Genomic DNA, 13155 nt, shown 5'->3' with positions numbered 1-13155 from the left:
GGCAGAAGCTCGCGCTAATGTTTCACACAACGAGGCCGGGAAAACTGGCCCGGTGGGATCCGTGAAAGCGGCTCTCAGGAGAAACACAGGAAGGCAGCAGATGAACAGTGTATTGAAGCCCGTCTGGGCCGGGCGCAACATGCGCCTCGACCCATTCCGCCTGCCGCAAGTGGTGAGCTATGCGACGCGCGACGACTATGGCGACGTTACCTTCACCATCGACCAGCGCGGCGCCGTCATCCGCCGCACGCTCGAGATGAGCGGCGTGCCGGCGATCATCGCGCTGCCCGCCAACGCGTTTCGCGGCGTCGCCGCCCGCGCGATGGAGGATGCGCAAGGCAATGTCACGGTAACCCTCGAACTCCTGCACAACGACCCGATGCTGTCGGTGCCGCTGCTGGTGGCCGACGATCTCGACGACGTCGCCGCCGACTGGCGCGCCTGGGCCGATGCTTACCGGCTGCAGATGCTGCTGATCGAATCCGACGGCATTGCCCGCACGCTTGAGGAATCGCTCGGCGCCGCCATCAAGGCGCTGCCGGCCAAGGATCGCCGCAAGGGCCGGGTCTCGACCACGCGCCGCCCGCGCTTCCTCGCCCGCCGCAGGGCCGGCAATCTCGGGCTGAGACTGGTGATCGACGGCCAGGAGATTATTTCGAGAGAGTAGCTTGACCGGCGATTGGCGAAACCGCCGACGACAGCCTTCTTCTCCCCGTCACTATACGGGGGTTGAGGAGCGGTCCGCGTAGCGGACGAAAAGCCAATTGCTTGGCTTTTCGAGTGACCAACGCCCGGCAGGGCGATGAGGGGCGGCGCTGACCGAGGCATTTCTCGCAATATCGCCGCTGTGCATCTCACCTCAACTGCAAAGATTGGCGCTGCCCCTCATCCGGCTGCCGCCACCTTCTCCCTGTAGTGACGGGGAGAAGGAGATTAAACCAGCGGCTTTAGCGCCACCCACAGCGCACCGCCGATCAGGCCGATGAAGATCAACCAGCCGACCTGGTTGTTGGATTTGAACAGCCGCAGGCATTGATCGGGATCGTCGATATCCAGAACCGCTATCTGCCGCGCCATATGGGCGCCGGCGGCGATCAGCCCGGCCAGCGCCACCACCGGCGCCTGCGCCGAGGCGAAGGCGATGGCGAAGCAGACCAGCGTGCCGCCATAAAGCCCGACCAGCCAGGTCTTGGTGTTGTCGCCGAACAGCCGCGCCGTCGAGCGCACGCCGACGATGGCGTCGTCTTCCTTGTCCTGATGTGCATAGATGGTGTCGTAGCCGATCACCCACAGGATCGAGCCGATATAGAGCATGACGGCCGGGCCATCGAGATCGCCGAACTCGACCGCCCAGCCCATCAGCGCACCCCAGGAGAAGGCGAGCCCGAGCACCAATTGCGGCCAGTTGGTGAAGCGCTTCATGAAGGGATAGACGGCAACGATGACCAGCGAGACGATGCCGAGCGGAATGGCGAAGTCGTTGAACTGCAGCAGCACGACGAGGCCCAGCAAGGCCTGGATGACTAGGAACGCCCAGGCTTGGCGGCGCGTCACCTTGCCGGCCGGCAATGGCCGCGAGCGCGTGCGCTCGACCTTGTTGTCGATGTCCTGGTCGACAATGTCGTTATAGGTGCAGCCGGCGCCACGCATGGCGACGGCGCCGACAAAGAACAGGAACAGGAACCACGGCGACGGCAGCAATGTGAGCAACGGGTCTGCCGGGCGGGGATAGGCGCTGGCCGCAAGCGCTGCCGACCACCAGCAGGGCCACAGCAGCAATTGCCAGCCGATCGGCCGGTCCCAGCGCGCAAGCTGCGCGTAAGGCCACAGCCAGCGCGGCAATATCTTGTAGACCCAATGGCCGCTCGGCGCGTCGGCGACGCGGCCCTGTGCGGCTTTCGACTGGATGGTTTCCATCGTGCTGGAGTGGCAGCAGCGGCGTGCGCCGTCAAGCGGCCGCATTGTCGCTCAGGCGGTGAAAATATCGTGGCTGGCAAACCATTCCTTCGCCACCTCCGTGAAGGCCAGCGCCGCCTTCGACAGCCTTTGCCTTGTGTCATGGGTGAGGATGATGCGCTGCATCGGCAGCGGATCGGACAGCGGCTTGCAGACCAGCGGCAGCCCGTCATAACTCCTGTCGCCATAGGGCCTGGTGTAGCTCACCGCGACGCCGAAGCCGTTGGCGACCATGCTGCGCTGCAGTTCGAACGAACTCGCCGTCGATTGCGAGACCGGCGACAGGCCGCGGCTGAGGAACAGGTCCAGCATATGCTGCCAGCTATGCGGCTGGTCGGTGGTGATCAAGGGATGGGTCGCCAGCTCCGCCAGGCTGACGCTGGCCTGGCTGGCCAGCGCGTGGCCTTGCGGCAGAAGCGCGTTGTGGCCGCAGCTCATGCAGCAGGATGCGGGCGAAGTGCGAGGGCAGGCCGAGATCGTAGGTCAGGCCGAGATCGATTGCCGCATCGCCGAGCCGCCGGCCGAGCGTCTCGAAGGTCTCGTCGCGGACCACCACGGTGACCGCCGGGCAGCGTTGCGAAAAAGCGCGGATCAGCGCCGGCGCGAAATAAGGCGCCAGATCCTCGAAACAGCCGAGCACAAGTTCGCCCCCGACATCGGCGTCGCGCGTCCCGAGCCCAACCAGTTCGTCCGCTTCGGCCAGCACCTGCTTTGCCTTCGCCACCGCGCTGCGGCCGAACGAGGTCAGCGCGATGCCGCTGCCGCGCTGGCGCACGAACAGTTTCTGGCCGAGCGTCGCTTCGACATTGTCGATCGCCACCGAGATCGAGGGCTGCGAGACGTTCAGCATCCGGGCGGCCACGGTGACGCTGCCGTGACGGGCAACAGTGACGAGGTAGCGCAACTGGGTGAGGGTCAGGTTCATAGGGTAAAGCTATAAGAGGGATGAGAAGTTATTATTTTACGCGATGTGCGGCGGCCGCGATAGTCGGTCATCGAAACAGGAGAGACATGACATGGCCGCCAGACATATCGATGCCGCAGCGATTGCCGACTACCAGCGCGACGGCGCGGTCTGCATACGCGGCGCTTTCAAGGACTGGGTCGGCACCATCGGCGCCGGCATCGAGCGCAACATGCAAAACCGCAGCGCCACGGCGTCGGACATCGCCAACGGCAAGGGCAGCTTCTTCGACGATTACTGCAATTGGGAGCGCATTCCCGAATTCGTCGACGTGGTGCGCAATTCCCCGGCCGGGGAACTCGCGGCAGCGGCGATGCAGTCGCGCAGCGCCCAGTTCTTCCACGACCATGTGCTGGTCAAGGAACCGGGCACGCAAAAGCCGACGCCTTGGCACCAGGACATCCCGTATTACTTCGTCGATGGCACCCAGACCGTCAGCTTCTGGATTCCGATCGATCCGGTCAAGGAAGCGACGCTGCGGCTGATCGCCGGCTCGCACAAATGGGACAAGATGATCCTGCCGGTGCGCTGGCTCGATGACAGCAATTTCTATGCCGGCGAGGGCGATTATCTGCCCGTGCCGGATCCAGACGAGGACCCGTCGCTGAAGGTGCTCGAATGGGAGATGGAGCCGGGCGACGCCATCCTGTTCGACTTCCGCACCGCGCATGGTGCGCGCGGCAATCCGACCGCGGCGCGTCGCCGGGCGCTGTCGCTGCGCTGGGTCGGCGACGATGCGCGCTATGTCGAGCGCCCCGGCCGTACCTCGCCGCCCTATCCCGGCCATGACATGAAGCCCGGCCAGAAACTGCGCGAGGACTGGTTCCCGGTCGTCTTCCAGAGCTGATACCGGCCGGGGACGCCGTGCTCTCGGCGCGACGTTCCCGTGCGCAACCGGTATGGCGCAAGGTAAAACTCTTGACCCGCGCCGCCCGGGGCAATAGCGCAGTCCCTGTCGTGAAATGACAAGGGACATCGGCATGCGCGTTTTGTTGATCGGCTCCGGCGGCCGCGAACATGCCCTGGCCTGGAAGATCGCGGCCTCGCCGCTTTTGACCAGGCTCTATGCCGCGCCCGGCAATCCGGGCATCGCCCACGAGGCCGAACTGGTCAAGCTCGACATCGCCGACCATGCCGCTGTTGCCAGCTTCTGCAAGGACAACGCGATCGACCTCGTCGTCGTCGGGCCGGAAGGCCCGCTGGTCGCCGGCATTGCCGATGACCTGCGCGGCGAAGGCATCCGCGTCTTCGGCCCGTCGAAGCGCGCCGCAAGGCTCGAAGGCTCGAAAGGTTTTACCAAGGACCTCTGCGCCAAATACGATATCCCTACCGCTGCCTATGGCCGCTTCACCGATCTGACCGCGGCAAAGGCCTACGTCGAAAAGATGGGAGCGCCGATCGTCATCAAGGCCGATGGACTCGCTGCCGGCAAGGGAGTCACCATCGCCATGACGCTGGACGAGGCGCGCGCCGCCCTCGATGCTTGTTTCGACGGCGCATTCGGTGACGCCGGCGCTGAGGTCGTGGTCGAGGAATTCATGACCGGCGAGGAGGCGAGTTTCTTCTGCCTGTGCGACGGCACGACCGCACTTCCCTTTGGCACCGCGCAGGACCACAAGCGCGTCGGCGATGGCGATACCGGCCCCAACACCGGCGGCATGGGCGCCTATTCGCCGGCGCCGGTGATGAGCCCCGAAATGGTCGAGCGCACCATGCGCGAGATCGTCGAGCCGACCATGCGCGGCATGGCCGAGCTTGGCGCGCCGTTCGCCGGTATTCTGTTTGCCGGGCTGATGATCACCGACAAGGGGCCGAAGCTGATCGAATACAACACCCGCTTCGGCGATCCCGAGTGTCAGGTGCTGATGATGCGGCTGAAGGACGATCTGCTGGTGCTGCTCAACGCCGCCGTCGACGGCCAGTTGGCGCACAGTTCGATCCGCTGGCGCGACGATGCCGCGCTGACCGTGGTGATGGCGGCACAGGGCTATCCCGGGACGCCGGAAAAAGGCTCGGTCATCCGCGGGCTGGAAGAGGCGGCCGGCGATGGTGTTGAGATTTTCCACGCCGGCACCGCCATCAATGGCGGCGCGCTGGTCGCCAATGGCGGCCGCGTGCTCAACGTCACCGCGTCAGGCAAGACGGTCGGCGAAGCGCAGAGCCGCGCCTACGCCGCGCTCGACCGCATCGACTGGCCGCAAGGCTTCTGCCGCCGCGACATAGGCTGGCAGGCGGTGGCGCGGGAGAAAGCCAGCGCCACCTGAGCCTCAGCGCTCGCGAACGAGTTCCGTCGAAGCGGTGCTGACCGGGTCGGCGGCCTGCGAGAAGGCGGCCTCGAGCAGAGCCTCCGAACGATACGCAGTCCGCTTCCAGGCGACATACTCGGCAATGCCGAAGCGCGCGCGGCGCGGCACCGTCTTGACCACCGGCATGCGGAAGGCAGCGCGGAATGTCTGCCAGCGCGCGCCGAGCACCGCCACCATCTCCTCGACCGTCGGTGGCGTCGCCACATCGGCATAGGTGATGGTGACTTTGCCGGCGAGCCCGGCTGCGCGCGAGACCGGCACCGGTATCGAGGCGAGGTAGTCGGGCGGCACGTCGATCAGGCCGCCGAAGGGCCATTGCTGGCGCAGTGCCGCCGCGTCCATCGGCGCGACGTTGACGTCGATGTCGTTGGGCGTGCCGGCGACCCGGTAGGGGCAGCGCAGGCGTCCGCAATTGGCCTGCGCCGAGAACTGCCACAGCGCATAGCCCTGCCAGTTGCCCATCGGAAAATGCACGTCGATGTCGGGCTTGTAGCGCGCATACCAGAGCGGCAGCCGCGACAAGAGCCGGTATCGATAGCGGTTGTCGGCGATGAACTGGGCGGTCTTGCCGTTGGTGTAGAGGATCGGGAAACGGCCGAGCCGCCGGTGCACCTGGCGCACGAATTCCTCGGCATCCTCGAGTGACATCCATTGCGAGGGGTCGTTGCCTTCGAGATCGAGGGCGAGCAGATCGTCAGGGGCTGGCTCGGCGAAATCGATGAAACTGTTGGCCTGCTCGAGCGGATTGCCGGGGCGGGCAAGATGATACGCGCCCCATTTCAGCCCGAGCGCCTTGGCCACCACCTTGCGCGTCTGGAACAACTCGCGCGTCACTGCAAAGCGTTTCCACAACGTCTTGCAGAGTTTGACCGTGGTTTCGTCGCCGTAGCAGAAATAGGGCGGCGGCAGCCCGTCGGAGGCCTTGTTGATGAAGCCGACAATGCGCTTGTCGGTGGCAAGCGCACCCCAGTCGATGGAATTGTATTCATAGGCGTCGACCACCAGCGCGCGGTCGCCATCCCGCCACGGCTCGGAAAACTCCGAGGCTGTAGCCGCTGATATCAGCGCCATCATCGCCGCGAGAGCGATCGCTGAGCGGCGAAGAAGATGCGCCGGCGTTTTCAAACAGGGGATCCCCGCTGACCAAACACCGATGGTGGACCGGTATGGTTAAGGAAGTGCTTTCGGGCAGGAGTCCTGATCGCTCTCGCGATTTCGTCATTCTATGGCGAAGCAAGGAGCGAAGCGACGCGGCGCAGACCATAGAATCCATTCCGCGACTTCGAAGCGTTGCCACGGCGCAGAATTCTGCACCGTTGCGCCCCTGGCGCGAGGTCGCGACATGGTACTCGGCGTCCGCTACGCTCCCGCTCCACCCGTGGACGACGGAGTTCGCTACAAAATCCGCGTGACAAAATTTGACGTTTACGTAAAAAGAACGCCGGAGGCCGCCCAGAGGCGGATGGTTTTGCATCGGCCCGGGTCCTAGGATCGAGCGGTCGGAGCAGCGGAGGAGAAGCGGCATGTACAAGGCCCCGGTCGACGACATTTCGTTCACGCTCAAGCATGTCGCCGGGCTCAAGCCGGCACTCGACAGCGGCGCGTTCGGGGACCTCGGCGAAGACCTTGTCGACGCCATCCTGGCCGAGGCCGGCCGCTTCGCCAGCGAGGAGGTGGCGCCGCTCTACAAGATCGGCGACGAACACGGCGCGATGCTGAAGGATGCAGCCGTGACCATGCCGCCCGGTTGGAAGGCGCTTTACCGCAGCTGGATCGACGGCGGCTGGAACGCGCTGTCGGGACCGGAAGAATTTGGTGGCCAGGGCCTGCCGACCATGCTCGGCGTTGCCGCGCTCGAGATGTGGAACTCCGCCGCCATGGCCTTCGGCATCGGCCCGACGCTGACCATGGGCGCCGTCGAGGCGCTGGACAAGCATGCCTCCGAAGCGCTGAAGGCAAAGTATCTGGCAAAGCTCGTCTCCGGCGAGTGGATGGGGACGATGAACCTGACCGAGCCGCAGGCCGGTTCCGATCTCGCCGCCTTGCGCAGTCGCGCCGAGCCTGCCGGCGACGGCACCTACCGCATCTTCGGCCAGAAGATCTTCATCACCTATGGCGAGCATGATTTCACCGACAACATCATCCATCTGGTGTTGGCGCGGCTGCCCGACGCACCGGCCGGCACGCGCGGCATCTCGCTGTTTTTGGTGCCGAAATTCCTGGTCAATGATGACGGCTCGCTCGGCGCCCGCAACGACGTCTTCTGTTCCGGCCTCGAGCACAAGCTCGGCATCCATGCCTCGCCGACTTGCACCATGATCTATGGCGACGGGTTCCAGGGTGCTGCGCCCGGCGCCATCGGTTGGCTGATCGGCGAGGAGAACAAGGGGCTCGCCTGCATGTTCACCATGATGAACAACGCGAGGCTTTGCGTCGGCATGCAGGGCGTGGCAGTGGCCGAAGCCGCGACGCAGAAGGCGATCGCCTATGCCAATGAGCGCCGCCAGGGCAAGGCATCGGACTTTTCAGGCGCCGGGATGGCGCCGATCGTCCATCACCCCGACGTGCAGCGCAATCTCCTGACCATGAAGGCTTTGACCCAGATCGCCCGCGCCATCTCGTATTCCTGCGCCTACGCCATCGACTTTGCGCGTGTGTCGGCAGGCGAGGAGGCCGCGCATTGGCGCGATCGCGCCAATCTGCTGACGCCGCTGGCCAAGGCCTTTTCCACCGATATCGGCGTCGATGTCGCATCGCTCGGCGTCCAGGTCCACGGCGGCATGGGCTTCATCGAGGAGACGGGCGCGGCCGCGCTCTATCGCGATGCCCGCATAGCGCCGATCTATGAGGGCACCAACGGTATCCAGGCGATCGACCTGGTGGTGCGCAAACTGCCGCTTGCCGGCGGCGAGCATGTGCATGGCTACATCACGGAACTGAAGGCGGTCGCCGACGAAGTGCGGACCTCGAACCTGCAGGGCTTCGGCCGCACCGCTGAAACCCTCGACCGGGCGTTCGACGATCTCATCGAGGCGACGCGCTTCCTGCAGAAGCTGCTGGCCGACGGCCGTCTGGACGAAGCGCAGGCCGGTGCGACCCCCTATCTCAGGCTGATCTCGCTTGCTGCCGGCGGCGCCTATCTGGCGCGCGCCGGACTTGTCCAGCAGAACCGCATCGCCCTTTGCCGCTTCTTCGCCGAAAACCTGCTCGGCGAAGTCAGCGCCTTGAAGGAACGCGTCATCGATGGCGCCGAGAGCCTCGCCGCCGCCGGCAAGGCGCTGATATCGGCCTGAACACCAGAGCGCTCACCAGGGAAGAATGACCGTGACAGACCATATCCTCGTCGAGCGCCAGGGCGCCATCCAGATTATCCGGATGAACCGTCCCGACAAGAAGAACGCACTGACGCGCGCCATGTACGCGACAATGTCCAAGGCGCTGGCCGAGGGCGATGCCGACCCGGCGGTTCGCGTCCATGTCTTCCTCGGTGTTTCAGGCGCCTTCTCTTCCGGCAACGATCTCGCCGATTTCCAGGTCATCGCCACCGGCGGTGAGGGCGGCAACGAGGTCTGGGACTTCCTGATGGCGCTGGCCAAAACCGAGAAGCCGATGGTGTCTGGCGTCGACGGCATTGCGGTCGGCATCGGCACCACGCTCAATTTGCATTGCGACCTGACTTTCGCCACGCCGCGCACCGTCTTCCGCACGCCCTTCGTCGACCTCGGCCTGGTGCCGGAGGCGGGCTCCAGCCTGCTGGCCCCGCTCATCCTCGGCAGGCAGGGCGCCTTCGCGCTGCTTGGCCTCGGCGAAGGTTTTTCCGCCGAGCGCGCCAAGGCCGCCGGCCTGATCTATGAGGTGGTCGAGGAGGACGGGCTAGAAGCTACGGTACTCGCAGCAGCCGGCGCGATCGCCGCCAAGCCGCCGCAGGCGCTGAAGATTGCGCGTGACCTGATGCGCGCCCCGCGCGACGAGCTTGTCGCCCGCATCAAGGTGGAGAGCGAGCATTTCTCCGAGCGGCTGAAGTCCGACGAAGCGCGCGCCGCGTTGACCGCGTTTATGACTAGGAAGAAGGCCTGAACTTATCCTCAGGGATAAAGCCGTGTCTTGTCCCAGCCGCCTTCGGCGTTGCGCGAAAAGACCAGCCGATCGTGCAGCCGGAATGGCCGGTCGTGCCAGAACTCGATTGCCTGCGGCACGATGCGGAAGCCCGACCAGTGCTTTGGCCGCGGGATTTCGCCGATAGGGTAGCGCGCCGTGTATTCGGCCACCGCCTTCTCCAGGGCAAAGCGGCTTTCCAGCGGCCGCGACTGTTTCGAAGCCCATGCGCCGATGCGGCTGCCGCGCGGCCGCGTCGCGTAATAGGCGTCGGCTTCAGCGTCGCTGACGATCTCCACCGGACCGCGTATGCGCACCTGGCGGCGCAGCGATTTCCAGTGGAAGCACATCGCCGCCTTCATGCTGCCAAGAATCTCGCGGCCCTTGGCGCTCTCGAAATTCGTGTAGAAGACAAAGCCGCTTTCATCGAAACCCTTGAGCAGCACCATCCGCACATCCGGCATGCCGTCGGCATCGACGGTTGCAAGTGCTACGCCGTTGGCGTCGTTGATTTCGCTTTTCTTGGCGTCCTCCAGCCACTCAGCAAAGAGCCGGAACGGCTCGGCGGCTTCGGTAAAGTCACTACTTGTTAACTCAGTGTCACTCATAGTTTTTCTCAAATTGTCTCGAGCTTCAGGAGGTTGCCGATTGTCGCGTATCGCGCAAGCTTTTGACAGCGGGCAATGGAGCGTTATCGCTTCGGCCAGTTCGAAAGCCGTGATCGTGATTATCGCCCTGCCGCTTGCCGCCTGCGGCGCCGGCGGCTTCAGCCTGGAAAAGGCCGAGGTCGATCGTTCCATCGTCACCTCAAGCGCGCCGGCGAGGGTGACATCGACGGACGCCGACAGCGCTTCCGACCAGACCACGATCGGCAATGCGGTGTCTTCGGCCGACATCGAGGAGCTTCGCGGCCAGGCCGTGCCGTGGGCGAATGCCGACACCGGCTCGCGCGGCTCCATCACCGAACTCGCCGAAGTGCAGGACAACGGCCAAGACTGCCGCAGCTTTACCGCCTCGCGCGAAAGCTTCGACGGCGTCGCTTTGTTCAAGGGGCAATTGTGCATCGTCGCGGCCGGCGGCTGGCACATGCAGGACTTCAAACCGCTCTGATTTTTCGAGGTTTGCGGGCGCTGCAATTTCAACCCTCGATAAGCCTGTGCGCCACTGGAATTTCTTCCTATGGGAGCGCATATAAGGGCCAACGTGGATTTAACTCATTTTCCAGGGCAGGACGCATGCGCGACCCCTATGAGGTGCTGGGCGTTGCCAAGAACGCATCGGCCAAGGACATAAAATCGGCCTACCGCAAGCTCGCCAAGAAGTATCATCCGGACCAGAATCCGAATGATCCCAAGGCCAAGGACCGGTTTGCCGCCGCGAACCAGGCCTATGAGGTCGTCGGCGACGAGAAGAACCGTGCGGCCTTCGACCGCGGCGAGATCGACGCCGACGGCAAGCCGAAATTCCAGGGCTTCGAGGGCGCAGCCGGCGGCGGTGATCCGTTCGGTGGCTTCCGCCGCCAGCAGGGCGCCGGCGGCTCGCGCTTCGAATTCCGATCCGGGCGTCCGGGCGGCGATCCGTTCGACGGCAACAGCGATATCTTCAGCCAGATTTTCGGCGACGCCTTTTCAGGCGCGCGTGGCGCCGGAACAGGCGACCGCCGCCAGCAGGCGACCGCCGCCGATCTCAACGTCACGCTCGACGTCACCATCGAGGAGATAGCGACCGCCGAAAAGGTGACGGCGATGTTCCCCGACGGCCGCAAGATCGCGGTCAAGCTGCCGGTCTATGTCGAGGATGGCCAGACCATCCGGCTGAAGGGCCAGGGCGAGCAGGGGCCGGGACAGCCGGGCGATGCGCTGGTCAAGATCCGTATCCGCAGGCACCCGCGCTACCGCATCGAGGGCCGTGACTTGCATGCCGATCTGGAGGTAGCGTTGGCCGACGCGGTGCTGGGCGCCAAGGTGCCGGTCGACACGCCGACCGGCAGGCTGGCGGTCAACATTCCGGCCTGGTCGAGTTCCGATAAGGTGCTGCGCCTGAAGGGCAGGGGCTTGCCGGAAAAGGCCGGCGGCCATGGCGATCTCTACGCCCATGTCCGCATCATGCTGCCGGAAGGCGGCGACAGCGAACTCGAAGCGCTGATGCGCAGCCGCAAAGGCTGACGCGGCTCGACTTCGCTGGCTAACTGCCGGGCGCCACTTCCTCCATCCGCCGGATGGTTTCGCCGAAGCGGCGCAGCGCCTGCCGCACCGGGACATGCGGGCTCTCGATCTCCAGCAGGATCATCGTCTCGCTGCCGAGGAAGGCGGCGCTGACCAGGCTGGTCACTTCGGCGGCAGAGAATGGCCCGAGGCCGCCGAACCGCCGCTCCGCCTCTTGCGCCAGTCCGTCCAGCAGTTCGAACCAGCCGCGCAGGTCGCGGCGCACCGCCTTGGCGATTTCGGGGCTCGACAGGCTTGCCGCGATCATCTCGTGCAGGATCCGGACATAGCCGGACGCCAGATCATCGTCGAGGAAATCGCAAGCGCGCTCCCAGCGCTGCCACAGCGGCATCGGTGCCGCAAAAGTCTCCGCCTGGCGTTTCAGCAGGCCCTCGTTCAGATGGTCGAGCAGGGCCAGGAACAGCCGTTCCTTGGAGCCGAAATGGTAATGGATCTGGCTGAGCGGAACGCCGGCGATCTCGGCAACGCGGCGCGTCGACAGATCGGCGTAGCCGCCTCGATGGAGGCACAACTCGGCGGCTGAAATCAGTTCGGCGCGCGTGTCGCGCTTTTGCTTGTTCTGCGGTGGGGTAACGGCTTGGGCAGCGTCCGTCATGCGGTGTGGCTGCCGCTGTTAGCGGTGCAATCTGGGCGGATCATAGCTTCTCCTGTCGGGGGCTGGACGTCCCTCCACTCTATCTCGGTCGATCGACCGATCAAGTTGACTCGTCAGAAAATTTGTGGTTTTTGACGCTGAATTCGGTCGACCGACCGATTCCTGATGCTTGCATGGAGGGGCAGTCATGGCGGACGTAATCACCCTTATCTACGGCGTTGCCGCATACCTGATTTTTCTCGGTTCGTTTCTCTATGCGGTCGGTTTCGTCGGCAACCTGGTCGTGCCGAAATCCATCGATTCCGGAGTCGCTGGAAGTCCGGTCGAAGCCGTCATCGTCAATGCGCTGCTGCTCGGCCTTTTCGCCGCCCAGCACAGCATCATGGCGCGGCCGGTTTTCAAGCGCTGGTGGACACGGATTGTCCCGCACGCGGCCGAACGCAGCACCTATGTGCTTTTGGCCAGCCTCATCCTGCTGCTGCTCTACTGGCAATGGCGGCCGATCCCCGGTCTCGTCTGGACGGTCGAGAACCCGGTCTGGGTCGCCGTCATCCATGGCGTGTTCTGGCTCGGCTGGGCGGTATTGTTGACCAGCACCTTTCTGATCAACCATTTCGAACTGTTCGGCTTGCGCCAGGTTCTCGCCGCTTTGCGCAAGAGCGAACCGGCGCCGCCCGTGTTCAGGACGCCGCTGTTCTACAAATGGGTCCGGCACCCGCTTTATGTCGGCTTTCTCCTGGCCTTCTGGGCGACGCCGTCGATGACATGGGGCCATCTTCTGTTCGCGGCGGGCAGCACCGGCTACATCCTGCTCGGCATCTTCCTCGAGGAACGCGATCTCGTCGCGATGTTTGGCGATCAGTACCGCCTCTACCGCAAGCAGGTGGGAATGCTCATTCCCTGGCGCAAAATGGCTGGATAGGGCCGATGCGTTGCCGACCAGCCGATTCGGCGGGTCGGCCGGGCCTGGGCCATCAAGGCGCGCTGGCCGCAATGAGGCGTTCAAATCTCACA

The 13155-nt window shown here is 64.6% G+C and carries 12 protein-coding genes and 1 pseudogene; 8 read left to right on the top strand and 5 right to left on the bottom strand.

The window, feature by feature from the left end; translation table 11 throughout:
• Positions 1 to 100: 100 nt before the first annotated feature.
• A complete protein-coding gene (locus NKI96_RS06020) occupies positions 101 to 667 on the top strand; it encodes a DUF6101 family protein (protein ID WP_023668457.1) in 567 nt (188 codons plus the stop codon).
• A gap of 266 nt (positions 668 to 933) precedes the next feature.
• On the opposite strand, the gene ubiA is transcribed toward NKI96_RS06020, so the two are convergent.
• The gene (ubiA, locus tag NKI96_RS06015; protein ID WP_352652586.1) at positions 934 to 1917 is read right to left on the bottom strand and encodes a 4-hydroxybenzoate octaprenyltransferase; all 984 of its coding nucleotides are present in this window, start codon (positions 1915 to 1917) and stop codon (positions 934 to 936) included.
• Between the two features lie 51 nt (positions 1918 to 1968).
• A pseudogene (locus NKI96_RS06010) lies at positions 1969 to 2881 on the bottom strand (LysR family transcriptional regulator).
• 91 nt (positions 2882 to 2972) lie between these two features.
• On the opposite strand from NKI96_RS06010, the gene NKI96_RS06005 reads away from it, so the two are divergent.
• Both NKI96_RS06005 and purD read left to right on the top strand, forming a co-directional pair.
• The gene (locus tag NKI96_RS06005; protein WP_352803309.1) at positions 2973 to 3767 is read left to right on the top strand and encodes a phytanoyl-CoA dioxygenase family protein; all 795 of its coding nucleotides are present in this window, start codon (positions 2973 to 2975) and stop codon (positions 3765 to 3767) included.
• A gap of 133 nt (positions 3768 to 3900) precedes the next feature.
• A complete protein-coding gene (gene purD, locus NKI96_RS06000) occupies positions 3901 to 5184 on the top strand; it encodes a phosphoribosylamine--glycine ligase (RefSeq protein ID WP_352803306.1) in 1284 nt (427 codons plus the stop codon).
• 3 nt (positions 5185 to 5187) lie between these two features.
• On the opposite strand, the gene NKI96_RS05995 is transcribed toward purD, so the two are convergent.
• Positions 5188 to 6300: a glycoside hydrolase family 25 protein gene (locus NKI96_RS05995; protein ID WP_352803472.1), complete on the bottom strand. Its 1113-nt coding sequence runs from the start codon at positions 6298 to 6300 to the stop codon at positions 5188 to 5190.
• A gap of 449 nt (positions 6301 to 6749) precedes the next feature.
• Here NKI96_RS05995 and NKI96_RS05990 point away from each other — a divergent pair, with 449 nt between their 5' ends.
• Both NKI96_RS05990 and NKI96_RS05985 read left to right on the top strand, forming a co-directional pair.
• On the top strand, positions 6750 to 8519 hold the full coding sequence (locus NKI96_RS05990; RefSeq protein WP_352803303.1) for an acyl-CoA dehydrogenase family protein: 1770 nt from the start codon (positions 6750 to 6752) through the stop codon (positions 8517 to 8519).
• A gap of 31 nt (positions 8520 to 8550) precedes the next feature.
• Positions 8551 to 9303 carry a crotonase/enoyl-CoA hydratase family protein gene (locus tag NKI96_RS05985; protein ID WP_352803301.1) on the top strand — a complete coding sequence of 251 codons (753 nt, stop codon included), beginning with the start codon at positions 8551 to 8553 and terminating at the stop codon, positions 9301 to 9303.
• A gap of 8 nt (positions 9304 to 9311) precedes the next feature.
• Here the strand turns inward: NKI96_RS05985 and pdxH are convergent, their stop codons facing one another.
• A complete protein-coding gene (pdxH, locus tag NKI96_RS05980; RefSeq protein WP_081725434.1) occupies positions 9312 to 9941 on the bottom strand; it encodes a pyridoxamine 5'-phosphate oxidase in 630 nt (209 codons plus the stop codon).
• A gap of 28 nt (positions 9942 to 9969) precedes the next feature.
• Between pdxH and NKI96_RS05975 the strand changes: the two genes are divergently transcribed.
• Complete coding sequence (locus tag NKI96_RS05975; RefSeq protein ID WP_023731327.1) at positions 9970 to 10431, top strand: RT0821/Lpp0805 family surface protein; 462 nt, start codon at positions 9970 to 9972, stop codon at positions 10429 to 10431.
• Between the two features lie 125 nt (positions 10432 to 10556).
• Positions 10557 to 11486 carry a DnaJ C-terminal domain-containing protein gene (locus tag NKI96_RS05970; RefSeq protein WP_023692090.1) on the top strand — a complete coding sequence of 310 codons (930 nt, stop codon included), beginning with the start codon at positions 10557 to 10559 and terminating at the stop codon, positions 11484 to 11486.
• A 19-nt stretch (positions 11487 to 11505) separates the two neighbouring features.
• On the opposite strand, the gene NKI96_RS05965 is transcribed toward NKI96_RS05970, so the two are convergent.
• A complete protein-coding gene (locus NKI96_RS05965) occupies positions 11506 to 12141 on the bottom strand; it encodes a TetR/AcrR family transcriptional regulator (protein WP_023685402.1) in 636 nt (211 codons plus the stop codon).
• Between the two features lie 187 nt (positions 12142 to 12328).
• On the opposite strand from NKI96_RS05965, the gene mddA reads away from it, so the two are divergent.
• Positions 12329 to 13063, top strand: a complete 735-nt coding sequence (gene mddA / locus NKI96_RS05960) for a methanethiol S-methyltransferase (protein ID WP_352803298.1) — start codon at positions 12329 to 12331, stop codon at positions 13061 to 13063.
• Positions 13064 to 13155: the final 92 nt, after the last annotated feature.

This window comes from Mesorhizobium sp. M0292, from assembly GCF_040321695.1.
In the GTDB taxonomy this organism is placed as follows: Bacteria; Pseudomonadota; Alphaproteobacteria; order Rhizobiales; family Rhizobiaceae; genus Mesorhizobium.
The sequence above is the reverse complement of the archived record's forward strand: the minus strand, read 5'-3'. Positions and strand labels throughout refer to the sequence as shown.